Consider the following 21,226-nt stretch of genomic DNA (forward strand, 5'->3'; position numbering starts at 1 on the left):
ATTATGTTCCAGGCCGCCTAACTGTCCGGCAGCAGCAGGCTCGAATCCCCATAGCTGTAGAAACGATAGCCCGTTTCGATCGCATGGCCATAGACCGCCTGCATCTTTTCCGTCCCCATCAACGCACTGACCAGCATGAACAGCGTGGATTTGGGCAGATGGAAATTGGTCATCAGCCCGTCCACCACCCGGAAACGATAGCCGGGCGTGATGAAGATGCGGGTTTCGTCGGCAAAGGGACGCAGCATGCCATCTTCCCCCGCCGCGCTTTCCAGCAGACGCAGTGACGTGGTGCCCACCGCGATCAGCCTACCGCCCGCTGCCCGCACCGCATTCAGCCGGTCGGCGGTCGCGGCATCGATCCGCCCCCATTCGGCATGCATGCGATGGTCGTCCGTATCGTCGGCCTTGACCGGCAGGAAGGTACCCGCGCCGACATGCAGTGTCAGCGTCTCGGTCTGCACGCCGGCGGCCGCGATCGCCGCCATCAGATCGGGCGTGAAATGCAGCGCGGCGGTGGGCGCGGCGACGGCGCCATCCTCCCGCGCGAACATGGTCTGATAATCGCTGCGGTCGCGCTCGTCGGTCGGGCGCTTGCTGGCGATATAGGGCGGCAGCGGCATCCGCCCCGCCCGCTCCAGCAGGATTTCGACCGGCTCATCGCCCTCGAAGTCCAGCGTCACCCCGCCATCCTCGTCGCGCGGCCCGGCAATGGCGGTGACGCCCGCGCCGAAATCGATTCGGTCGCCCGCCCGCACCCGCTTGGCATTGCGCAGGAACGCCTGCCACTGGCGCAGGCCCTGCCGCTTGTGCAGCGTCGCGCCGATCCGCGCTTCGCCCCGCATGCCTTCCAGCTGGGCCGGAATGACCTTCGTATCGTTGAAGACCAGCACGTCGCCCGCCCGCAGCAGCGACGGCAGGTCGCTGACGATCCGATCCTGCATCGGATCCGCGCCCGGCACCAGCAGTATCCGTGCGCTGTCCCGCGGGGATGCGGGCCGCAATGCGATATTCTCCGGCGGCAGGTCGAAATCGAACAGGTCTACGCGCATGGCTGGGAAAGCTTCATCCAAATAGTTTGGCCCCGTCCGCTTCGGCAAAAGCGACCGGGGCCTTGAAAGTGCAGCAAAAGCCGAACCGGCTTATTTCTTCTTCGGCGCAACCTTCTTGGGCGCGCCGACCTTGGGCTTGGCCGTGTCGATGATCGACACAGGCGGTGCTGGCGGCGGCGGCGGCGCGGCCGTGACTGGCGGCTTGCCGTCGCTCTCGATCGACGCCTGCAAGATCACGGTCGGGTCGGCCGGCGGCTCACCCTGATGAATCGCGTCGACATATTGCATCCCTTCGATAACGCGACCGAAGACGGTATATTTCTTGTCGAGCTGCATGCGCGGCAGCAGCACGATGAAGAACTGGCTGTTGGCGCTGTCCTCGCTCTGGGCGCGCGCCATCGAAACGGTGCCGCGCAGATGGGGCATCACGTTGAATTCGGCCTTCAGATCGGGCAGCTGCGAACCGCCGGTGCCGTCGCCCTTGGGATCGCCGCCCTGCGCCATGAAGCCGGGAATGACGCGGTGGAATTTCAGGCCATTGTAAAAGCCCTGCCGCGTCAGTTCCTTGATCCGCTCGACATGGTTCGGCGCGATGTCGGGGCGCAACTGGATGCGCACGCGCCCGCCGCTCGACAGGTCCAGATCCCAGATATTCTGCGGATCGGCCGGCACGGTCGCGGGAGGCAGCTTGACCACGGTTTCGGTGCCCAGCGACTTGGCATTGTCCTGCGCGCGCACGGCCGCTTCGGCCTTCTTCATCTCTTCGGCATTGCCGCCGCCACCGCCGCCCTGGGCGAAAGCCACACCGGACGCGGTGAGGGCGAAGCCGATCGCCACGGTCTTGAGCGCGCTAGTGAAACGCATGAATAACGCTTTCCTTAAACAAATTTGCCCGGTGGGTCGCACCGCCCTGATAGCGCGCTGATCGGGATTGGCAACTGAACGCAGGCTGAAACGAGGCTATCCTCTGCAAAATGCGCGGAAGAGAGCATTTTGAATGCCGCACCGGCCTTCCAACGAGTCACGTGCCTCGTTGGAACCCACACCCGGCCACCCACAGTGTATCCTGATTGGGCGGTCGGGTGGGGGCCGGTGCGGTTCTCCAACAAAGACTCAGCCGCCCTTGCGACCAATCTCGTCCACCCGCGCCACCACTTCGTCGCGCACCGCGGGACTAACGAACTTGTGGATCGGACCGCCATAAAGCGCGATTTCCTTGACCAGACGCGATGCGATCGGCTGAAGCGACACGTCCGCCATCAGGAAGACCGTTTCGACCCGACCGTTGATCTGCTGGTTCATGCCCGCCATCTGATATTCATATTCGAAGTCGGCGACCGCGCGCAGCCCGCGGATGATCACGCTGGCGCCCTGCGATTCGGCAAAGTCCATCAGCAGCGAATTGAAGCCGGTGACGATGATCTCCGTATCGATCCCCGCGCACTCGCGCCGCACCATCTCCAGCCGCTCTTCGTCGGAGAACATGGGCGACTTGCTGATATTGGTCGTGACGCCGATCACCAGCTTGTCGACCAGCTTTGCGCCGCGCCGGATGATGTCCATATGCCCCAGGGTGACGGGGTCGAACGTGCCGGGATAGACGCCGATACGCTGCTTGCTCATGGGCTTAGCGATCCCTTTCCACGATATAGTCGGCTATGGCGCGCAACAGATCCGCTTCCGCGCCATAGCCATGAAGATGTGCCTTCGCCTGTGCGACCAGCATGTGCGCCCGGTCCCGCGCGGGCTCCACGCCCAGCAGCGAGACGAAAGTCTCCTTGCCCGCCGCCGCATCCTTGCCCAGCGCCTTGCCGGCCAGCGCAGCATCGCCCTCGACATCCAGCAGGTCGTCGGCAATCTGGAAGGCTAGGCCGATGTCGCGAGCATAGCCGTGCAGGCGCGTGCGCGCCTCATGCGGCAGGCGCGCCATGATCGCGGCGGCCTCCACACAGAAGGCGATCAACGCCCCGGTCTTGAGATTTTGCAGGCGCGTCACGGTAGCCAGGTCGAAGCGGGCCTTTTCCGCTTCCAGATCCATCATCTGCCCGCCCGCCATGCCGGCCGGGCCGCTGGAGATTGCCAGCCCCTTCACCAGTTCCACGCGCACGAACGGATCGGGATGGGTTTCCTCGTCCGCCAATATCTCGAACGCCAGATCATGGAGACAATCGCCAGCCAGAATCGCCGTTGCCTCGTCAAAGGCCTTGTGCACCGTCGGCTTGCCCCGGCGCATATCATCATCGTCCATCGCCGGCAGATCATCATGGATCAGCGAATAGACATGGATGCACTCGATCGCGAGGCCGACACGCAGGGCCGAGTCGCGGGAGATATTGAACAGGTCGCTCGCCGCGCGGACCAGCAACGGGCGGAGCCGCTTGCCCCCGCCGATCGCAGCATGGCGCATCGCTTCATAGAGGCGCGCCCGGGCATCGTCCGGCACCGCCAGCAGCCGGTCGAATGCGACATCGATATCCGCTGCCACGCCGGCCGCGCCAGCCTTGACCAGATCGCCTGCGGAGGCGCTCCCTCCCCCGGCCATGATGCTCAATCCGCGCCGAATGCTTGTGTGCCGGTGACCGCGCCATTGGCGTCCACCGTCAGCTTTGCGATCCGCGCTTCAGCCGCCTGCAACCGCTCGGCACAGCGCTTCCGCAGTTCCTCGCCCTTCGCATAGAGCGAGATCGACTCGTCGAGCGGCACGTCGCCGCTTTCCAGACGACGGACGATCTGTTCCAGGGCGCGCAGCGCATCCTCGAAAGAGAGGGTCGCAAGATCGGGGGTCGAAGGTTCCTCAGCCATGTCCCTGCATTGGCCGCCGCCACGCCCACGGTCAAGCCCGTGCCCGCCATTTATGCCCTGCTGTCATCGAACCGTCATGACGTCATATCAGGGGCGATAGCGGGTCTGCCGTCATTTTGCGTTGACGCACCATGTTGCACATGCACATAAAAGGATCACCATGAAACAATATCTCTCCCTGATCGCCGTTGCGAGCGTCGCCCTGCTGTCGGCTTGCAACAAGAATGACGAACCCGAAGTCGTGGGCGGCCCTGCCGACCCGATGGCGGCCCAGCTGGCCAATGCCGCGCCGGTCGAGCTGCCGCCTTCGGTCAAGGCGAACAAGCAGTATCGCTGCAAGGACAACAGCCTGATCTTCGTCGACTTTATGAGCGACGACAAGACCGCCCTGCTGCGCACGGAAAAGACCGGCACCGCAACGACGCTGAAAGCCGCCGAAGTCGGCCAGCCCTTCACCGCCGAGGGCGGCTACGAAGTCAAGGGTTCGGGCAACGACGTGACCATCACCGTGCCGGGCAAGAGCGGCCAGGCCTGCCACGTCTGATCCGACGCCTATCGGGACACCAACAGGCCGGGCCTTCGGGTCCGGCCTTTTTATTTTAACGTGATCGGCCGTTCGCTGTTGGATGACTCGAACGCTGCACAGTTAACCTGATAATGGGCCGGCGCCGATGCACGGCCTTCCGGCGCTGCGATGTAGACGCTGACACCATCAGCCACTACTCGCGGCCACGACTGAGAACATGAGGGCCATGGTCAATGGACCACGGCGTTGCGGCCCACACTCCGCCCAATCGCCCAGCTGGGGACCATATCCGGGCGGTCGCATGGGGGCGCGGACCGGGACGGATGCGCCAAGAGCGCATTTCAGAACAGACTCTTAAATGTCCGTCGATTCCCAAATCGTGGTAGGGTAATGAAAAGCGGTCGAGAGCCATTGCCGTTTTTCGGGTGCATCGGCCACGCGACGGAACCAGCCGGAATCGCGCAGCACATCATTGCATACCGGATTGACGTAAGCGATGCGTAACGGTCGGCGCGCATCGATCGTGCGGCGATCATGCCTGGCCTTGTCCAGCACCTCCGCCATGATCTGATGACCGAAACTGTGAAAAATATAGGCGAGCGTCGTGGCGCTCAGGTCATGCTCCAGGCAGTTCCGTTCGAAAAAGACGATATGACGATCGCGCAGGCGACTGGTCCGCGCATTATCCTGCGCCTGCCGTGCCAGTTTCGGCACCAGTTCCACGCCTTCCGCGCGCTTCACTCCCATATGGCTGGCCGCAAAAACGGCGCGGCCCAGTCCGCAACCCAGGTCGGTAAAGACATCGTCCTGCCGCAACCCCGCCAACTTCAATGCGTCGAAAATATCCCGATAAGGCGATGGGATATAATGGAGATACCATTCGCGGTCGCCAGGATCGCCTGAGCCGGGATGATAGCCAAATGTGCTGATCCCCAGCCGCTGATCCCAGAATTCGTCCGCGGGCTGAAGCAGGCGCGCACTCAGATTGCGGTTCCGCAGTTTCGACAGCATGGCGCGCCTCCTTCAAGACTTGATGAGAAATTCCGTTCAGGATGCCTGACGATCGAGCCTTGCGGCGATGATGCCGGATATCTCGGCCAACATGTCATAGCGCCGACGATACAGTGCGCGCTTGCGCGGCGGAATTCGTTCCGTATCCCGCAACACCGCCTGCAATGGCAGTTCGAACATGGTGTCGTCGATCCGCACGGCGCCGCGCTCTTCCCACACACCATTGTAGCAGGCCAGCACCTCGCCCCGACTGCTGCCGAAATAGGGATCGCGATGCTGCTGATATCTGTCGGACACCAGAAATATCCGGGCCACGCCCAGATGCGCGCAGAACATGCGGAACAGTTCGATCAGCAGATCACGGGTGCGAAGCCCATGCGCGGATCGGGTCAGGTCGCGATAGACATCCAGAATATCGGGGATATCCTTTGGATTTCGTCCCTGTATGGCCCCCACATGCGCGATCAGATCGCCATTCTCCTCCCGCACGGCGAAGGCGATCGAAAAGATGCGGTCGGTTTTCAGGAACAGACTGACGACCAGCGGCCCTTCATTCTTGAACCAGATGGCTTCATCCATGACAAACCGTAATTCGGGATGGATCATAGAAAGCGCACACAGCGTCACTTCAGGATCATGTTCGGGATCGAACAGCCATCGAAGCCGGGCCATGCTGTCATAATGGGCGCCCAGCTTGCTCAACCGGGTGCGGCTGTCCCAATTGGTCGATTGATAGGGGCGAATGACCGCACCCAACAGGCTTGGCCGCGATTTCATACGACGATGAAAGGGTGTTTCGTCAGCGCTGACCGTCGGTCGCAACATGTCCTTGAGACGCCAGCCGGCATATATGAACTGCACGCGCTGCCGAAACGCGTTCAATAAGCTCCCCTCGGCGACGATCGTGGAAGACCGCATCAGCCATAACAGATAGAGTAGAATTGCCGATATGCCCGACGCCATCGACGTTCGGTGCAAGACAAATTGATGCATGGCCTTAACAAGCCACATGGACATCGCTTACGCCTCCGTAACCATTTGCATATCACCCCATCAACAGAAATAGATTAGAAATAAAATCGTCTATCAAAATAGAAATCATGATACTATCGACATATATATTCCATATTATCGTATCTTATCGTCGCACATGACATGAAACTTCGATATGCGTATAAGTAACCACGGTCTTTTAGGCGGTAACTTAGTCTATTTTATATCCGCAACCGAAACGGAATCATCGATACGCCCTGGATGAGGCATTGCATCGACGGATCACCGAACAGATGACTGCGGATGGCGAAGTCGGTGAAAAGCCGGTCGAGTCATGCATTCCGTGCAGCGCCCGCACGCCCACCATTGCCCTTCGCCCACGCCCTCGCTAAAGGCGCGCTCATGTCCAGCACCGCACCCCAGATCACCCCGGAAGTCGTCGCCGAACATGGCCTCAGCCCGGAAGAATATGACCGCGTCCTGAACGCCATCGGCCGTGAGCCGAACCTGACCGAACTGGGCATATTCTCGGTCATGTGGTCGGAGCATTGCTCCTATAAATCGTCCAAAATCCACCTGATGAAGCTGCCGACCAAGGGTCCGCAGGTCATTTGCGGCCCCGGCGAAAATGCGGGCGTCGTGGATATCGGCGACGGGCAGGCCGCCATCTTCAAGATGGAAAGCCACAACCACCCGTCCTACATCGAACCCTATCAGGGCGCGGCGACCGGCGTCGGCGGCATCCTGCGCGACGTTTTCACCATGGGCGCGCGTCCGGTGGCGAACATGAACGCGCTGCGCTTCGGCCGCCCCGACCACCCCAAGATGAAGCATCTGATCGCGGGCGTGGTGCATGGCATCGGCGGCTACGGCAATTGCGTGGGCGTGCCGACCGTGGGTGGCGAAGTGAATTTCCACCCGGCCTATGACGGCAATATCCTGGTCAATGCGATGACCGTGGGCGTCGCGGACACCGACAAGATCTTCTATTCGGCCGCCAGCGGCGTCGGCAACCCGATCGTCTATGTCGGCTCCAAGACCGGTCGTGACGGCATCCATGGCGCCACCATGGCGAGCGCGGACTTCGGCGACGACGCCGACGCCAAGCGCCCCACCGTGCAGGTCGGCGACCCCTTCACCGAAAAGCTGCTGATCGAAGCCTGCCTGGAACTGATGGCGTCCGACGCGATCGTCGCCATTCAGGATATGGGCGCGGCGGGCCTCACCTCCTCCAGCGTCGAAATGGCGTCGAAGGGCGGCGTGGGCCTCCACCTCAAGATGGACGACGTGCCGCAGCGCGAAACCGGCATGACCACCTATGAAATGATGCTGTCGGAAAGCCAGGAGCGCATGCTCATGGTGCTCAAGCCCGGCCGCGAAGCCTTTGCCGAAGCCATCTTCAAAAAGTGGGAACTCGACTTCGCCGTCATCGGCCACGTCACCGACACCGGCCGCATGGTGCTGGAGCATAAGGGCGAGATCGTCTGCGACATCCCGCTCGCCCCGCTGGCCGACGATGCGCCGCTCTATGACCGTCCTTCCATGCCAAAGGACGAATATAAGCTCTGGTCGAAGGTGGAGCCGCTGGGCGACATCACGGAAAGCGCCGACATCGGTGCCGATCTGCTGACGCTGATGGGCAGCCCCGACATCGCCAGCCGCCGCTGGATCTGGGAACAATATGATCACATGGTCGGCGCCGACACAGTGCAGCGCCCCGGTGGCGACGCCGCAGTCGTGCGCGTCCATGGCGCGCAGAAGGGCATCGCAATCAGCACCGACTGCACCCCGCGCTATTGCTATGCCGACCCCTATGAAGGCGGCAAGCAGGCGATCGCCGAATGCTATCGCAACCTGAGCGCCGTCGGCTCCACCCCGCTCGCCGTGACCAACTGCCTCAACTTCGCCAACCCGCAGCGCCCCGAAATCATGGCGCAGCTGACCGGCTGCCTTGAGGGCATGGGCGACGCCTGCCGCGCGCTGGACTTCCCGATCGTGTCAGGCAACGTCTCGCTCTACAATGAATCGAAGGCGACCGGTGGCGGCTCGGCGATCCTGCCGACCCCGGCGATCGGCGGCATCGGCCTGCTCAAGGACGTGGACGTCATGGCGACGGTCGCGTTCAAGAATGAAGGCGACGCGATCTGGCTGATCGGCGGCGAAGGCACGCATCTGGGCCAGACCATCTGGCTGCGCGAAATCGCCGGCCGTGAAGCCGGCGAGGCCCCCAAGGTGGACCTGTCCGCAGAGCGCGCCAATGCCGACATCGTCCGCGCATTGATCGCTGATGGCAAGGCGACCGCCGTGCATGACATCGCCGATGGCGGCCTGATCGTCACCATCGCGGAAATGGCGCTGGCCGGCAAGATCGGCGCAACGCTGGACGTCACGCTCACCACTGCATCGGCCTTTGGCGAAGATCAGGGCCGCTATGTCGTCACCACGGCAGCGGGCGTGGACGTCCCCGGCGCGGTGAAGATCGGCACCGTCGGCGGCGACAGCGTCGCAGGCGTCGCCCTCGACACGCTGCGCACCGCCCATGAAGGCTTCTTCCCTGCCCTCATGGACAGCGAACTCTGATCACCGCCGTCGTCCCCGCGCAGGCGGGGACGACGGCTTGACCATGCCAGGGCGATGCGCGATCGCCAGCCCTGCGTCTATATCCTCGCAAGCAAGCGCAACGGCACGCTGTATATTGGCGTCACGTCCGACCTGATCCAGCGCCTCCATCAGCATCGCACCGGCACCGTTCCCGGCTTCACCTATGACTATCAGGTGAAACGCCTGATGTGGTTCGAGCAGCATGGCTCGATGGAAGAGGCCATTCTGCGCGAAAAACGTCTGAAAAAATGGAACCGCGCGTGGAAGATCACATTGATCGAAGAGCGCAATCCGCATTCGGATAACCTCGCAATCGGCCTGGGTTTCGAGCGGTTGCCTGACTAACCTCCACTCGTCGTTCCCGCGCAGGCCGGAACCCATCTCGCTTCCGGCAGTCCAATCGCGTTGGCGCATGGCGGTGGCCCCTTGCGCAGGAAGCAGGGTTTGACGATGCTGCGTCACGCCACCCCAACGGCGAGGGCAATGCATGGCATCCAACAATCCCGCCGGCTATTCCGGCACCCCGCTGGCGAAGAAGCTCAGCCTCAAACCCGGCCTGCGCGCCTGGTGGGAGGATATGCCCGTCACTGTCATGGCGGAAATTGGCGATAGTGGCGTCATCCCCCTGCCCGCGCCGCAACCGCCGATTGATGCCGCCCATATCTTCGTCACCGACCGCGCGACGATGGCGGCTCGCATCGCCGCCCTGCGCCCGCTGCTCGCCCCTACCGGCTTTCTGTGGATCAGCTGGCCCAAAAAAGCCTCCAAAGTCCCGACCGACATTACGGAGGACGTGATCCGGGCCGTCATCCTGCCCGCCACCGATCTGGTCGATGTAAAGGTCTGCGCCGTCGATGCCATCTGGTCAGGCCTCAAGCTGATGATCCGCAAGTCAGCCCGCTGACACCAGCGCCAGCCGCTCCACGCCAACCCGGTTGCGCCCGCCTCGCTTGGCGTCATACAGCGCGCGATCGGCGCTATCGACCAGTTCTGCCGGGTCCGCATCCCGCGCCAGCAGATGCGCCAGCCCGATGCTGACCGTCACCACCCCGCCGGGCGCGGGCAGGCGCCGCCCCTCCACCGCTGCGCGCATCTGTTCGGCCATGTCGGCGGCCTCGCGCGGATGGAGGCCGGGCATGATCACGGCAAATTCCTCCCCGCCATAGCGCGCCACCAGATCGGTGCCGCGCCGGGCATGGGCAGCCAGCACGGCTGCCACCTCCCGCAAGCGCGCATCACCGATCGGGTGGCCATATTGGTCGTTGAGCCGCTTGAAATGGTCGATGTCGATCATCATCAGCGCCAGCGCCCCGCCATACCGCCGCGCTCGCGCCGCTTCTCGACGCAGCACCTCGTCGAAGAGACGCCGATTGGCGACCCCGGTCAGCGCATCGACATGCGACAGCTCCGCCAGCCGATCCTGCTCGTCATAGCTGCGCAACTGCACCAACACGCTGCGCAGCCCATAGCCCAAAGTCGCGACAACACAGCCCGCCACCGCCAGCCGCGCATCATGCGACAGCAGCAGCGTCGACACCGTCAGCACCGTCGCCGGCAGCATCAGCGGACTGCCCGCCCGCACCAGCCGGGCGAAGCGGCGCGACGCGACCGGCATCGCACCACCACGCCACGCCATCGCCAGCCCCGCCAGCAACAGGAAAGGCAGGTCGATCAGCAAATCCGGCCACAGACCATAATCGCTGTCGCTCTCCACATGATTGATATAGGCCGCAACCAGCAGATAGAGGCCGGCATAGGCCGCCAGCACGCGCAGGAAATCGCGCTGCCGTTCCTCCTGACAGGCCATCAGCCGGACGATCGCGAAGAGCAGGATATAGCTATTCTCTATATCGAACAGCAGCCGGAGCGCTGCCGCCCCGCTGTCATCCGTTCCGACCGGCGTCGCCATCGCAAACACATAGCGAAAGAAAAAATAGCCTAGCGCGCCCGCCAGCACGGCATCGACCAGCCGCACCGGCCATGCCTCATCCACCGGGCTGGCCAGAGCGAAGATCAGCGGCACACCATAGAGCACATAGAGCAGCATGCTCAGGTTGCCGACGCCCGACCCGTCCTGCATCAGCAGGCTGACCATTGTCGCCGCCATGCCGCTCGCCCAGAAGAGCATGGCCACCGCCAGCGACATCCATCCTTCCCAGCCATCCCGCATCGCCCGATGCAGGCAGATGCCCGCTGCCAGCAACGGCGTGCCGATCAGGAAGAAGAAGGAGCCATGGGCAGACTGATCCCCCATCGTCGCCAGCAGCGCCGCGTGGATCAGCAACAGCAGGACCGGACCGGCCACAAGCGCAGCGGCCCTCGTCCGCGACGGTGCCTGCGTCTCCGCGCGATCAGGGGCGCGTGCTGTCTCCATGAGGCCATGGATAGGGGGAAAGAAGTTAATCTTTAGCTGCCGCCCCTACGACTTAATAATGATAGCGCTATCAATGCGCGGATATTATGCTGACGGTGTAAAAGAAGGAGAGGATATTTGCACCCGACCGTCCGCGCCGCCCTGTTGTTCTGCGCCACCCTCACCACATCGGCCCTGGCAGGCCCCGCCCGCTTCGAGGATTTCCGCTATGACGGCCGGACGCAGGAACAGGTGACACCCGCGCCCGGAGACTGTCGCAATCCGGTCCTGTCGGGCTATTATCCCGATCCGTCGATCACCCGCGTCGGCGACAGCTATTATCTCGTCAATTCCTCCTTCGCCCATTATCCGGGCCTGCCCGTCTTCCAATCGACCGACATGGTCCACTGGCGGCAGATCGGCAACGCGATCGACCGGCCCGGCCAGTTCGATTTTTCCGGCCTGCGCACCTCACGCGGCATGTTCGCGCCCGACATCTCCTGGCATGACGGGCTGTTCTACATCGTCGGCACCTGCGTCGATTGTCGCGGCAATTTCGTGATGACCGCGCGCGATCCGGCCGGGCCATGGTCCGACCCGACATGGCTGCCGTTCGAAGGGATCGACCCGTCCCTCTACTGGGAGGGCGACCGCGCCTTCATCGTCAACAACCGCGCGCCTGCCGAGCCTGCCCGCTATGAAGGGCACCGCGCCATCTGGGTGCAGGAATTTGACTGGCGCCAGCTAAAGATGACCGGCCCATCGACCCAGATCGTCAATGGCGGCGTCGACATCGCCGCCAAGCCCGTCTGGATCGAAGGGCCTCACCTGCTGAAGCGCGAAGGTTTTTATTATCTGATCGCGGCCGAAGGCGGCACCGGCGACAAGCATAGCGAAGTGGTGTTCCGGTCACGCGACCTGCGCGGCCCTTTCCTCCCCTATGCGCATAATCCGATCCTCAGCCAGCGCAGCCTGAACCCCGATCGCCCGAATCCGGTGACATCGGCCGGCCATGCCAAGCTGATCCAGACGCAAAAGGGCGACTGGTGGGCGACCTTCCTCGCCACCCGGCCTTATGGCCCGGACCTCTATAATATCGGGCGGGAAACTTTCCTGCTGCCGGTCATATGGCGGAATGGCTGGCCGCATATCCTGCCGGACGGCGCGCCCATTCCCTATGCAGCGCCGCGCCCCGCTTTGCCTAGCGGAGCGAGCGACGTCCCACCAACCAGCGGCGATTTCTCTTATCATGATGATTTCAACGGTTCACGGCTAAGCCCGGCATGGATCGGCATCCGCACGCCAAAGCAGCCCGTCTATCGGCTGGAAGGTGGCGCCCTGATGCTGGACGGCGCCACGCCGATCGGCGACCTGTCCGGCGCCCCGGCCTTTATCGGGCGACGGCAACAGCAGCATGTCGCCACCATTTCGACCCGGCTGACCTATCGCCCCGAAGCGGAGGGCGACCGGGCCGGGCTGGTGGCGATCCAGTCGGACCGCAGCTTCCTCTTCTTCGGCCTCATCCAGCGCGACGGCGCCCCGCACATCGCCCTGCTGGCGCGCGAAGATACGGACAGCGACCGCCTGATCGCCTCCGCCCCGATCGATACCGCGAAGCCCGTCACCTTGACGCTGCACATGGACGGCGGCCGGATGCGCGCCAGCTATGACAGCGGCGATGGCGCCCGGACATTAGCGGCCGATGTCGATATCCGCTTCCTCAGCACGAAGCAGGCCGGCGGCTTCGTGGGCACCATCATCGGCCCCTATGCCTGGGCGGCGCGCGTCACCCGGCCGATCAATAACTGATAGACGTCGCGGCCACCCGCCGCATCATAGGCCGTCATGACCCGGCGCAACGCCGCCGGGCCGAGCGGCCTGCGCCCCGCATCCGGCACGACCGCGCCAATGCCCTTGAGATGCGCCAGCAAGGCCCGCGCGCCATGGGCCTCCAACAGGACCGTCTCTTCAAAGGCGAAGGCATCCTCCTGCCCCGCCAGCATCGCGCGCAGGGCTTCGATCGACGGATAGTCCGGCACCCCGCTCGCCTCCCCACAGGCGGCATGGGCGGCACGCCAACCGGCAAAGCTGCCCTGCCCCATGGTCGAGAAGATCAGGCTTCCCCCCGGCCGCAACAGCCCGGCCAGCCGTCCGATCGCCGCAGGCAGATCATCGAACCACTGAAAGGCCAGGCTGGACAGGATCAGGTCGAACCACGGCCCGTCGAACGGCGGCGCTTCGCCATCCATGGCCAGAAACTGCCCCGCAACCCGGCCATGCGACGCCGCCTGCTCCAGCATGCCCGGCGAAATATCGGTGGCGATCAGTTCCGCGCCCGGCCAGCGGGACTGGATGTCGCGGGTCAGCAGGCCGGTGCCGCATCCCACCTCCAGGATGCGCGCCACGCCCTTCCCCCTCTGCCGCTGCGCAATATCCGCCACCATCGCCGCCGCCAGCCGCTGCGGCCCGGCATGCGCCTCATAATGGCCCGCCGCCGCACCGAAGGCGTCGCTTATCCGTTGTTTGCGGCTGTCATTCATGGGTGAGGCATTGGCGATTTGCAGGGCCATGGTCAACGTTTTGGCGACGCAGGCTGGGTGGCGTGGGTAAATTCAGGTGCCGCTGGAGGGCGGGTTTGGGTGAAAACACGACATTCCGGTTCTAGCCCAACCGTGTTCCTGCGAAGGCAGGAACCCAGGGCAATGAAGCGTCAGGGCGCCCCTAGGCTCCTGCTTTCGCAGGAGCACACCATCGCCGTGTATGTCGACTTCTGGTCGGTAACGGCGGCTTCCCCATTCCGTCGTGCTGAACTTGTTTCAGCATCCATCCCGCCTCCGGGTCCATTGACCAAGAGGAGGAATGGACCCTGAGACAAGTTCAGGGCGACGATGATGGAAAGGTCCACTTCTGGTCGACTTCCCTCCATCCCGAACATATGCACGCCACCCAGCCGCGCTAAAATACAACCGCAAGGAACAAGAACCTTTTCACCACCTATGCAAAGGCACTAGGCGCATTGGCAAAGCCTTACCGCGCCGACCGCCCCCCCCCCAAAGGAACCCGCCTCCATGTCATCCTCCCCCCGCATTCCCGCCATGGACGTGCTGCGTGGCTGCGCGGTCATGGGCATAGTGTGGATGAACATCACCGCCTTCGCCCTGCCGCAAAATGCCTATTTCAATCCGGCGGTATCGGGCTGGACGGGGGCCGGGGACGTGGTTTTCTGGGCGGTGAGCCTGCTGTTCGTGGACGGCAAGATGCGCGGCCTGTTCGCCCTGCTGTTCGGCGCATCGATGCTGTTGCTGATCGATCGGGAGGAAATGGCCGGGCGCGACGGGCGGCGCACGCAGATGGTTCGCCTCGGCTGGCTATTCGTGCTGGGCTGCGCGCATTTCTTCCTGCTGTGGTGGGGGGACATATTGCGCGTCTATGCGCTGGTCGGCCTGTTCGCGATGCTCTTCGTCGGGCAGGAGCCGCTCGCTCTGGTCAAGCGCGCCTTCCTCTGCTTCCTGCTGCAATTCCTGCTGGTCGCAGCCTTCATCGCCAGCCTCTATCTTTGGCGGAACGGCACCGCCGCACCGGATGCCAGCATCGCCATGCGCACCGGCTTTGCCGATTTCATGAGCGCGCTGGCCGATCCCGCCAACACCGCGACGCAGGGCGAAATCCTCACCTATCGCAGCGGCTTTGCCACGATCCTGCAAGCGAAGCTGGCCGAATTTCCCGGCGAATGGGTGTGGGGCTTCCTGTTCACCGCCTTTGAGACGCTGGGCTTCATGCTGCTCGGCATGGCAATGTTGAAGGGCGGCTTCCTGACCGGCGGCTGGGACGCGGAGCAATATCGCCGCACCGCGCGCCATTGCTTCCTCATCGGTCTGCCGCCCATGGCGGGCCTCGCTTTGTGGGTGTGGTGGAGCGGTTTCGCGCCGCTCCCCGCTTATGGCGTCGCCCTTGCCTGGTCGCTGCCCTTCCGCATCCCGCTCACCGTCGGCTGGGCCGCGCTGATCCTTTGGCTGATGGCCCGCCATCGCGCCAGCCCGCTGATCGGCCGCATCGCCGCCGCCGGCCGGATGACGCTCAGCAACTATCTGGGCGCCAGCCTGATCATGACCGCGCTCTTCTATGGCTGGGGCCTTGGCCTGTTCGCCCATGTCCGCCCGGCCCTGCTCCCGCTGTTCGTTCTGGCGAGCTGGGCGGCGATGCTGCTCTGGTCGAAACCCTATGCAGCCCGATTCGCGATGGGACCGGCCGAATGGGTCTGGCGCAGCCTGTGCCTCGGCCGGCCGCAAAAGATTCGCAAAATCACCTGAATACTATTGCGACCCATTATCAGACGCGCTATCTCCACAGCCATCAGGAGAATCTCTTCGATGGTCGTGTGCGTTTGCAATGCTATTCGGGAAAAAGACGTGCGGGAAGCGGCACGTAACGGCGCTGATACGCCGTGCAGCGCTTACGCCCAATTTGGCCGCCGCCCTAAATGCGGCCAGTGCGTGTCCTTCGCCCGCACCATCATCGCCGCGGAGCGCGCTTCGGCCTGACAGGTTCGCCTGACGGGATTGCGAAGCATCCGCACGGGAAAGGCGAGAACATCACGCAATAGCATGGTGGAAAATGCCCGATTATCAAGGGTTTTTGGCTTAACAGACAGTAGCCGAAACGATATACTGACGGCGTTCCCCCTATTCTGCCGGAGTATAACGCCATGAAGGGCGACCCGAAGGTCATCGACTATCTGAACGAGGTGCTCAAGAATGAGCTGACCGCGATCAACCAATATTTCCTCCACTATCGCGTGCTCAACCATTGGGGCATCGAGAAGCTGGCTAAGTTCGAATATGCCGAATCCATTGATGAGATGAAGCATGCGGACAAGGTGGCGGAACGCATCCTGTTCCTGGACGGCCTGCCCAATTTCCAGCTGCTCGGCCGCCTGAAGATCGGCGAAACCGTCGAGGAAATCCTCAAGGCCGACCTCGAACTGGAATATGAAGCGCTGCCCGTGCTGCGCGACGCGATCGCCTATTGCGAATCCATCAAGGATTTCGTCAGCCGCGACCTGTTCCAATATATCCTCGAAAGCGAGGAAGAGCATGTCGACACGCTGGAAACCCAGTTCGAAATGATCGAACGCATGGGCATCCAGAATTATGTCCAGTTGCAGAGCAAGGCCAAGGAAGACTGATCGCTCCGCGATCGGGGGAAGACTGATCCTCCCCGGCTTGCCGATTATCTTAAAAGGGGCGTCCCATTGGGGCGCCCCTTTTTCTGTCAGAGCCCTTTTGGAAAATGCGCGGAAGAGCGCATTTTCGATCCCGCACCAGAGGCGTATTTCCAAAAAGACTCTTAGAGCAACGCTTCAAGCAGCCCGATCAGCGGCAAATCCGCCGGCGGCATCTCCAGCCCGTACATCTGGGCCGGACGCACCCATTTGAGCGCCGTCGCTTCGTGCATCTGGGGCACGCCCTTCCACTTGCGACAGACATAGAGCAGCAGCAGCAGATGCCGGTCGCCCAGCGGTTCGCTGGCGAAGGTCGCGGGCGCCAGGCAACTGGCATGCGTCTCTATCCCCAATTCCTCTTCAAGCTCGCGCACCAGCGCCGCTTCGGGTGTTTCGCCCGGCTCCACCTTGCCACCCGGAAATTCCCACAGGCCCGCCAGCGCCTTGCCGGGCGGACGCTGCTGCAACAGCACGCGGCCATCGGCATCCACCAACGCTACGGCGACAACTAACAGGGGAGAAAAAGACGACATAAGGTTCCGGGCAAAAGGGCTTTGTTAACCGTGCTTGCTTTACACGTCTTGCGGGGACTGTCTGTAGCCAAGTGGGGATAATGATGCGCGGGCTTCTAGAGATCATTGCCCGATGGGGACTGGTGCGGTGCCAACGCGGCGCCACCGCCATCGAATATGCGCTGATCCTGGCGATGGTCGTTCTGGCCATGATCGCCGCGCTCACCAATGTCGCGAACAAGACCACCAAGATGTGGAACAACGTCGCGACAGAAGTAACCAACAATTAACCATCAATATTTGACAGCCGCTTATGCCCATTAAGGGTTTTTCAACAGAGCGGCTCTAATTCAAGTCTTGCTGACCACCAATTATCCAAGCGGGGCGGCCGGGTAGTTTAACGTAGAAATTCAATCAAGGAGACGTCAGATGAAGTTCGTCCGTAAGATGCTGAAGAATGAAAAGGGTGCCACCGCGATCGAATACGGCCTGATCGCCGCTCTGATCGCCGTCGCTGCCATCGGCGCGATGACCAGCCTGGGCAGCAAGCTCGGCAGCACCTTCAACAATGTTTCGGGCAACCTGAAGTAAGCCTGAGACGATTGTCGGGACAGGAGGCGGCGGACCTTGGGTCCGCCGCCTCTTTTCGTTTACACCCTTTACCAGCTCACGATCTTAACCCGCTGCCCCGGCCGCAGCGTGGCGCCGGATGTCAGCGCATTGATCGTCAAAAAGCGTTCCAGCGGATAATCGCTATAGGCCATGCGCTTGGCCATCGACTGGACGGTGTCGCCGGCCTTGACCGTCACCACCTGTACGCGGCGCGGCTTGATCGCCGCCGCTTCCTGCGCCGACAGGCGCTGCACCGATTGCACCATCGAAGTGAAGGGACCAATGCCCTTCCCCGCCGGCGTCAGCAGCAGGAAATGATAGGCTTTGCCGTCGCCAAACTCATAAGCGAAGACAGTGGCGTCGACCTGACTGGACTGGCTGCTCGCGCGCACCGTGCGCCAGGCGGCCGGCAGACCGTTGACGGTGGTGCGGCTCACCTCTCCCTCCGGCACGCCATCGCCGCCGCCCAGCTTGGCGAACACGCTGTTGATATAGGTCGCCAGATTGCCCGTATAGGCCGCCGCGCTGAACTGCGCCTGCCCGCCCGATCCGGTGATCGACACCGCATCCGACCCATTTTCCATGCCAAAGCCACTGGGCGCCGCAAAGGCGACGCGCAGGTGGGGATGACGGAAGCGATTGCCGTCGATCACGCCCTGTTTGGGATCATCGCCATAGAGGACGCCATCCAGCGCATTGAGGAAGGCGTCCCGATTGCGCACCTTGCTGGTCGATCGGGTCGTGGATGCGACCTCTGCGGCGCGCGTCACACGGGACGCGGGATCAGGATGGGTGCTCGCCCATTCCGGAGTCGATCGCGCATTACCCGCAACCTGCGCATCCAGATTGCTCTGCGCCGCCAGTGACGCCAGCATGTCCGACAGCGCGCGCGGATCATAGCCGCCCGACGCCAGATAGCGGATGCCCAGATCGTCCGCCTCATATTCCTGACTGCGGGAGAATTTGAGCGTCAGCAACTGGCTACCCGTGCCGATCCCCTTCTGCACCAGTCCGGCCAGGCCCGAATCGCCCAGAAACGCTCCCGCCAGCGCGCCCAGCAGCGCCCCGCCAATAGCATTGCGCTGCGCCGCCTTCTGCCGCCGCTGGCCATGCTGAGCGGCGACATGGCCGACCTCATGCCCCAGCACGCCGGCCAGTTCGGCCTCGTCATTCATCAGCGCCATCAATTGCCGCGTGACATAGACATAGCCGCCGGGGATAGCGAAAGCGTTATTCACCGGGCTGTTGAGCAGGGTGACGGTAAAATCCCCCTGCGCATTGGACAGGCCGGACTGGACCGCGATCCGCCGCCCGACCCCTTCCACATATTTGGCCTGCGGGCCTACATAAGCGCCGCCAAATTCCTTCAGCAATTCAGGATGCTGCTTGGCGCCGCTCGCCTTTTCCTGCGCGCTGATCGAGGAAACGGTGCGAATCGCCCGCTGCTGCCCGATCACCGACGGCGCACTCAACGCCACCGCCAGCGCCGCACCCGTGCAGCCCAGCGACATCTTCCAGTTCATGACTCTCCACCCTCTGCCGTTACCCCTACGTAACGAGCAACCATGGCGGGCCGTTCCCGGAAAAGCGAGCGAAGAGCGCGCAATCAATCCTGTTTTCCGGCCGGTCGATAGCGCCCGGCCGGGCAGGGTTCAGACGCCGATGGCGAGGAATTTGTCGGCGCGGTCAGTGCGCAGCGCCTGCGCGCCCAGACCATCGAGCGCATCCAGTTCCGCCTCGATCGCCGAACCCAGATTGGCGATGGCCAGCACCGGATCACGATGCGCGCCGCCCACCGGTTCGGCCACGATCCGGTCGATCACGCCCAGCGTCTTCAAATGCTGCGCCGTCACCTGCATCGCGGTCGCCGCGTCGCTCGCCTTTTCGGCGGTACGCCACAGGATCGATGCGCAGCCTTCGGGCGAAATCACCGAATAAATGGCATGTTCGAACATCAGCACGCGATTCGCCGCCGCCAGCGCGATCGCGCCGCCCGATCCGCCTTCGCCTACCACGGCCGCCACCATCGGCACGCCCAGCGCCAGACAGGCTTCGGTCGAACGAGCAATCGCTTCGGCCTGACCACGCTCTTCCGCCTGCACGCCTGGAAAAGCGCCCGACGTGTCGACCAGGCTGACTACCGGAAGGCCGAATCGGTCGGCCAGTTCCATCAGGCGGATCGCCTTGCGATAGCCTTCGGGCTTGGCCATGCCGAAATTGTGGCGCACGCGGCTGGCGGTATCGTCGCCCTTTTCGTGGCCGATCACCATGACCTTGCGCTCGCCCAGCGTGGCGAAGCCGCCGATGATCGCCTGATCGTCGGCAAAGGCGCGGTCGCCCGCCAGCGGCATGAAATTGTCGAACATCCCCGCGACATAGTCCTTGAAATGCGGACGGTCGGGGTGCCGGGCCACCTGCGTCTTCTGCCAGGGCGTCAGCTTGGCATAGGTGTCGCCCAGCAGCTTGGCCGCGCGCTGCTCCAGCGTCGCGATCTCGCCATCGATGTTGATATCACCCACGCTGGCGGTCGCGCGCAGTTCGACGATGCGCGCTTCCAGCTCCGCGATCGGCTTTTCAAATTCCAGAAAGCTTACCATGGCGCAAGGCGTTAGGGCGATGGCGCGTCGCCGTCAACGCGCGGATGCGGGTTCCGGCCTGTCATTGCCGCCAGCGGATGGCGCTGATTGACCAGTTCGACCAGCCGTCGACTGTCCACATGGGTATAAATTTGCGTCGTGCCAATATCCGCATGGCCCAGCATCATCTGCAGCGCACGCAGGTCCGCCCCGCCCTCCAGCAAATGAGTGGCAAAGGCATGGCGCAGCACATGTGGGCTGACCCGTTCGGGCGCGATGCCCACCGCAGCGGCCAGGCTTTTCACAAGTTGATACAGGCGGATGCGGCTCAAATGGCTCTTCCCTGAAGGAAACAGCCACATATTGTCCGACGGCACATGGGGCAGCCAGGCGGCCACGGCGGCGCGCGCCCGATCGGATATCGGCACCAGCCGCTCCCGCGCGCCCTTCCCCTTCAGGATCAGGAAGGGCCGGTCCACCGCCAAGGCCCGGCGCGGCAGCGACACCAGTTCGGTCGCGCGCAGGCCCGATCCATAGAGCAATTCGATCAGCGCCGCGAGCCGCAGGTCGAGGGGAACGGGATGCTCCACCGCCAGTCGTTCAGCGATCCAGCCAAAGAACAGATCGACTTCACCCGTCGACAATATCTTGGGCAAAGATCGTCCCCGCACCGGGCGCGGCAAAGCGGCGGAAGGATTGTCGGCGCGCAGTCCCTCTTCCTCCAGAAAGGCGTAGAAGGCCCGCAACGCAGACGTCTTGCGCGCCACGGAAGAGGCCGCCAGCGCCGCCCATTGTTCCGCCAGCGTCCCGATCGCAGCCTTGCTCGCGCCGCCCAGCCCCCCCAGCAAGTCGCCCGCCCCGGTCAGGTCGGCGCGATAGGCCAGCAAGGTATTGCGCGACGCGCCGCGTTCCGCCGCCATCATTTCCAGAAAGCGGTCGATCAGGGCGGCGTCATCCTGCCCCATGG

23 protein-coding genes are annotated in these 21,226 nt (G+C 63.2%); 10 read left to right on the forward strand and 13 right to left on the reverse strand.

Going from position 1 to position 21,226, the window contains the following annotated elements; translation table 11 throughout:
- Positions 1-17 precede the first annotated feature (17 nt).
- The 5 genes from queA to BMX92_RS05365 all read right to left on the reverse strand — a co-directional run bounded on the left by queA (position 18) and on the right by BMX92_RS05365 (position 3,854).
- On the reverse strand, positions 18-1,052 hold the full coding sequence (queA, locus tag BMX92_RS05345) for a tRNA preQ1(34) S-adenosylmethionine ribosyltransferase-isomerase QueA (protein ID WP_093013061.1): 1,035 nt from the start codon (positions 1,050-1,052) through the stop codon (positions 18-20).
- Between the two features lie 90 nt (positions 1,053-1,142).
- The gene (locus BMX92_RS05350) at positions 1,143-1,916 is read right to left on the reverse strand and encodes a peptidylprolyl isomerase (RefSeq protein WP_093013064.1); all 774 of its coding nucleotides are present in this window, start codon (positions 1,914-1,916) and stop codon (positions 1,143-1,145) included.
- Positions 1,917-2,165: 249 nt separating this feature from the next.
- Positions 2,166-2,675 carry a pantetheine-phosphate adenylyltransferase gene (coaD, locus tag BMX92_RS05355; RefSeq protein WP_093013066.1) on the reverse strand — a complete coding sequence of 170 codons (510 nt, stop codon included), beginning with the start codon at positions 2,673-2,675 and terminating at the stop codon, positions 2,166-2,168.
- A 4-nt stretch (positions 2,676-2,679) separates the two neighbouring features.
- On the reverse strand, positions 2,680-3,594 hold the full coding sequence (locus BMX92_RS05360) for a polyprenyl synthetase family protein (RefSeq protein WP_093013069.1): 915 nt from the start codon (positions 3,592-3,594) through the stop codon (positions 2,680-2,682).
- A gap of 5 nt (positions 3,595-3,599) precedes the next feature.
- On the reverse strand, positions 3,600-3,854 hold the full coding sequence (locus BMX92_RS05365; protein ID WP_093013073.1) for an exodeoxyribonuclease VII small subunit: 255 nt from the start codon (positions 3,852-3,854) through the stop codon (positions 3,600-3,602).
- Positions 3,855-4,014: 160 nt separating this feature from the next.
- Here BMX92_RS05365 and BMX92_RS05370 point away from each other — a divergent pair, with 160 nt between their 5' ends.
- Entirely contained in the window at positions 4,015-4,398 is a 384-nt protein-coding gene (locus tag BMX92_RS05370; protein WP_093013076.1) for a hypothetical protein, read from the forward strand.
- Positions 4,399-4,734: 336 nt separating this feature from the next.
- On the opposite strand, the gene BMX92_RS05375 is transcribed toward BMX92_RS05370, so the two are convergent.
- Both BMX92_RS05375 and BMX92_RS05380 read right to left on the reverse strand, forming a co-directional pair.
- A complete protein-coding gene (locus BMX92_RS05375) occupies positions 4,735-5,391 on the reverse strand; it encodes a hypothetical protein (RefSeq protein WP_093013078.1) in 657 nt (218 codons plus the stop codon).
- Between the two features lie 36 nt (positions 5,392-5,427).
- Positions 5,428-6,408, reverse strand: a complete 981-nt coding sequence (locus BMX92_RS05380; protein WP_093013081.1) for a DUF535 family protein — start codon at positions 6,406-6,408, stop codon at positions 5,428-5,430.
- Between the two features lie 378 nt (positions 6,409-6,786).
- On the opposite strand from BMX92_RS05380, the gene purL reads away from it, so the two are divergent.
- The 3 genes from purL to BMX92_RS05395 all read left to right on the forward strand — a co-directional run bounded on the left by purL (position 6,787) and on the right by BMX92_RS05395 (position 9,889).
- Positions 6,787-8,964 carry a phosphoribosylformylglycinamidine synthase subunit PurL gene (gene purL / locus BMX92_RS05385; RefSeq protein WP_093013084.1) on the forward strand — a complete coding sequence of 726 codons (2,178 nt, stop codon included), beginning with the start codon at positions 6,787-6,789 and terminating at the stop codon, positions 8,962-8,964.
- Between the two features lie 54 nt (positions 8,965-9,018).
- Positions 9,019-9,330, forward strand: coding sequence for a GIY-YIG nuclease family protein (locus tag BMX92_RS05390; protein ID WP_093013087.1), 312 nt, complete (start codon positions 9,019-9,021; stop codon positions 9,328-9,330).
- A gap of 142 nt (positions 9,331-9,472) precedes the next feature.
- On the forward strand, positions 9,473-9,889 hold the full coding sequence (locus BMX92_RS05395; RefSeq protein ID WP_093013090.1) for a hypothetical protein: 417 nt from the start codon (positions 9,473-9,475) through the stop codon (positions 9,887-9,889).
- On the opposite strand, the gene BMX92_RS05400 is transcribed toward BMX92_RS05395, so the two are convergent.
- The gene (locus BMX92_RS05400) at positions 9,878-11,290 is read right to left on the reverse strand and encodes a GGDEF domain-containing protein (protein WP_177184941.1); all 1,413 of its coding nucleotides are present in this window, start codon (positions 11,288-11,290) and stop codon (positions 9,878-9,880) included. The genes BMX92_RS05395 and BMX92_RS05400 overlap by 12 nt on opposite strands.
- A 186-nt stretch (positions 11,291-11,476) precedes the next feature.
- Between BMX92_RS05400 and BMX92_RS05405 the strand changes: the two genes are divergently transcribed.
- On the forward strand, positions 11,477-13,147 hold the full coding sequence (locus BMX92_RS05405; protein ID WP_093013096.1) for a glycoside hydrolase family 43 protein: 1,671 nt from the start codon (positions 11,477-11,479) through the stop codon (positions 13,145-13,147).
- Here BMX92_RS05405 and BMX92_RS05410 read toward each other — a convergent pair.
- Positions 13,105-13,878, reverse strand: coding sequence for a methyltransferase domain-containing protein (locus tag BMX92_RS05410; RefSeq protein WP_093013924.1), 774 nt, complete (start codon positions 13,876-13,878; stop codon positions 13,105-13,107). The genes BMX92_RS05405 and BMX92_RS05410 overlap by 43 nt on opposite strands.
- A gap of 528 nt (positions 13,879-14,406) precedes the next feature.
- Here BMX92_RS05410 and BMX92_RS05415 point away from each other — a divergent pair.
- The 3 genes from BMX92_RS05415 to bfr all read left to right on the forward strand — a co-directional run bounded on the left by BMX92_RS05415 (position 14,407) and on the right by bfr (position 16,523).
- Entirely contained in the window at positions 14,407-15,648 is a 1,242-nt protein-coding gene (locus BMX92_RS05415) for a DUF418 domain-containing protein (RefSeq protein ID WP_256213288.1), read from the forward strand.
- 60 nt (positions 15,649-15,708) lie between these two features.
- Positions 15,709-15,879: a (2Fe-2S)-binding protein gene (locus tag BMX92_RS05420; RefSeq protein ID WP_093013101.1), complete on the forward strand. Its 171-nt coding sequence runs from the start codon at positions 15,709-15,711 to the stop codon at positions 15,877-15,879.
- 164 nt (positions 15,880-16,043) lie between these two features.
- Positions 16,044-16,523, forward strand: a complete 480-nt coding sequence (gene bfr / locus BMX92_RS05425; protein WP_093013104.1) for a bacterioferritin — start codon at positions 16,044-16,046, stop codon at positions 16,521-16,523.
- Between the two features lie 161 nt (positions 16,524-16,684).
- On the opposite strand, the gene BMX92_RS05430 is transcribed toward bfr, so the two are convergent.
- Positions 16,685-17,092, reverse strand: coding sequence for a (deoxy)nucleoside triphosphate pyrophosphohydrolase (locus tag BMX92_RS05430; RefSeq protein WP_093013107.1), 408 nt, complete (start codon positions 17,090-17,092; stop codon positions 16,685-16,687).
- Positions 17,093-17,175: 83 nt separating this feature from the next.
- Between BMX92_RS05430 and BMX92_RS05435 the strand changes: the two genes are divergently transcribed.
- Positions 17,176-17,361, forward strand: coding sequence for a Flp family type IVb pilin (locus BMX92_RS05435; RefSeq protein WP_093013927.1), 186 nt, complete (start codon positions 17,176-17,178; stop codon positions 17,359-17,361).
- A gap of 139 nt (positions 17,362-17,500) precedes the next feature.
- Entirely contained in the window at positions 17,501-17,662 is a 162-nt protein-coding gene (locus tag BMX92_RS05440; protein WP_093013110.1) for a Flp family type IVb pilin, read from the forward strand.
- 68 nt (positions 17,663-17,730) lie between these two features.
- Here the strand turns inward: BMX92_RS05440 and BMX92_RS05445 are convergent, their stop codons facing one another.
- The 3 genes from BMX92_RS05445 to BMX92_RS05455 all read right to left on the reverse strand — a co-directional run bounded on the left by BMX92_RS05445 (position 17,731) and on the right by BMX92_RS05455 (position 21,224).
- The gene (locus BMX92_RS05445; RefSeq protein WP_093013112.1) at positions 17,731-19,206 is read right to left on the reverse strand and encodes a M48 family metalloprotease; all 1,476 of its coding nucleotides are present in this window, start codon (positions 19,204-19,206) and stop codon (positions 17,731-17,733) included.
- A 129-nt stretch (positions 19,207-19,335) separates the two neighbouring features.
- On the reverse strand, positions 19,336-20,280 hold the full coding sequence (locus BMX92_RS05450) for an acetyl-CoA carboxylase carboxyltransferase subunit alpha (protein WP_093013115.1): 945 nt from the start codon (positions 20,278-20,280) through the stop codon (positions 19,336-19,338).
- Between the two features lie 11 nt (positions 20,281-20,291).
- Entirely contained in the window at positions 20,292-21,224 is a 933-nt protein-coding gene (locus BMX92_RS05455) for a tyrosine-type recombinase/integrase (protein WP_093013118.1), read from the reverse strand.
- Positions 21,225-21,226: the final 2 nt, after the last annotated feature.

Origin of the sequence: Sphingobium sp. YR768 (assembly GCF_900111125.1) — a bacterium.
Classification (GTDB): Bacteria; Pseudomonadota; Alphaproteobacteria; order Sphingomonadales; family Sphingomonadaceae; genus Sphingobium.

What these genes read in the sequence shown, in the direction of transcription:
- queA (WP_093013061.1), bottom strand. Translation starts at nt 1,052, where the DNA reads ATGCGCGTAGACCTGTTCGATTTCGACCTGCCGCCGGAGAATATCGCA.
- BMX92_RS05350 (WP_093013064.1), bottom strand. Translation starts at nt 1,916, where the DNA reads ATGCGTTTCACTAGCGCGCTCAAGACCGTGGCGATCGGCTTCGCCCTC.
- coaD (WP_093013066.1), bottom strand. Translation starts at nt 2,675, where the DNA reads ATGAGCAAGCAGCGTATCGGCGTCTATCCCGGCACGTTCGACCCCGTC.
- BMX92_RS05360 (WP_093013069.1), bottom strand. Translation starts at nt 3,594, where the DNA reads ATGGCCGGGGGAGGGAGCGCCTCCGCAGGCGATCTGGTCAAGGCTGGC.
- BMX92_RS05365 (WP_093013073.1), bottom strand. Translation starts at nt 3,854, where the DNA reads ATGGCTGAGGAACCTTCGACCCCCGATCTTGCGACCCTCTCTTTCGAG.
- BMX92_RS05370 (WP_093013076.1), top strand. Translation starts at nt 4,015, where the DNA reads ATGAAACAATATCTCTCCCTGATCGCCGTTGCGAGCGTCGCCCTGCTG.
- BMX92_RS05375 (WP_093013078.1), bottom strand. Translation starts at nt 5,391, where the DNA reads ATGCTGTCGAAACTGCGGAACCGCAATCTGAGTGCGCGCCTGCTTCAG.
- BMX92_RS05380 (WP_093013081.1), bottom strand. Translation starts at nt 6,408, where the DNA reads ATGTCCATGTGGCTTGTTAAGGCCATGCATCAATTTGTCTTGCACCGA.
- purL (WP_093013084.1), top strand. Translation starts at nt 6,787, where the DNA reads ATGTCCAGCACCGCACCCCAGATCACCCCGGAAGTCGTCGCCGAACAT.
- BMX92_RS05390 (WP_093013087.1), top strand. Translation starts at nt 9,019, where the DNA reads ATGCGCGATCGCCAGCCCTGCGTCTATATCCTCGCAAGCAAGCGCAAC.
- BMX92_RS05395 (WP_093013090.1), top strand. Translation starts at nt 9,473, where the DNA reads ATGGCATCCAACAATCCCGCCGGCTATTCCGGCACCCCGCTGGCGAAG.
- BMX92_RS05410 (WP_093013924.1), bottom strand. Translation starts at nt 13,878, where the DNA reads ATGAATGACAGCCGCAAACAACGGATAAGCGACGCCTTCGGTGCGGCG.
- BMX92_RS05415 (WP_256213288.1), top strand. Translation starts at nt 14,407, where the DNA reads ATGTCATCCTCCCCCCGCATTCCCGCCATGGACGTGCTGCGTGGCTGC.
- BMX92_RS05420 (WP_093013101.1), top strand. Translation starts at nt 15,709, where the DNA reads ATGGTCGTGTGCGTTTGCAATGCTATTCGGGAAAAAGACGTGCGGGAA.
- bfr (WP_093013104.1), top strand. Translation starts at nt 16,044, where the DNA reads ATGAAGGGCGACCCGAAGGTCATCGACTATCTGAACGAGGTGCTCAAG.
- BMX92_RS05430 (WP_093013107.1), bottom strand. Translation starts at nt 17,092, where the DNA reads ATGTCGTCTTTTTCTCCCCTGTTAGTTGTCGCCGTAGCGTTGGTGGAT.
- BMX92_RS05435 (WP_093013927.1), top strand. Translation starts at nt 17,176, where the DNA reads ATGCGCGGGCTTCTAGAGATCATTGCCCGATGGGGACTGGTGCGGTGC.
- BMX92_RS05440 (WP_093013110.1), top strand. Translation starts at nt 17,501, where the DNA reads ATGAAGTTCGTCCGTAAGATGCTGAAGAATGAAAAGGGTGCCACCGCG.
- BMX92_RS05445 (WP_093013112.1), bottom strand. Translation starts at nt 19,206, where the DNA reads ATGAACTGGAAGATGTCGCTGGGCTGCACGGGTGCGGCGCTGGCGGTG.
- BMX92_RS05450 (WP_093013115.1), bottom strand. Translation starts at nt 20,280, where the DNA reads ATGGTAAGCTTTCTGGAATTTGAAAAGCCGATCGCGGAGCTGGAAGCG.
- BMX92_RS05455 (WP_093013118.1), bottom strand. Translation starts at nt 21,224, where the DNA reads ATGGGGCAGGATGACGCCGCCCTGATCGACCGCTTTCTGGAAATGATG.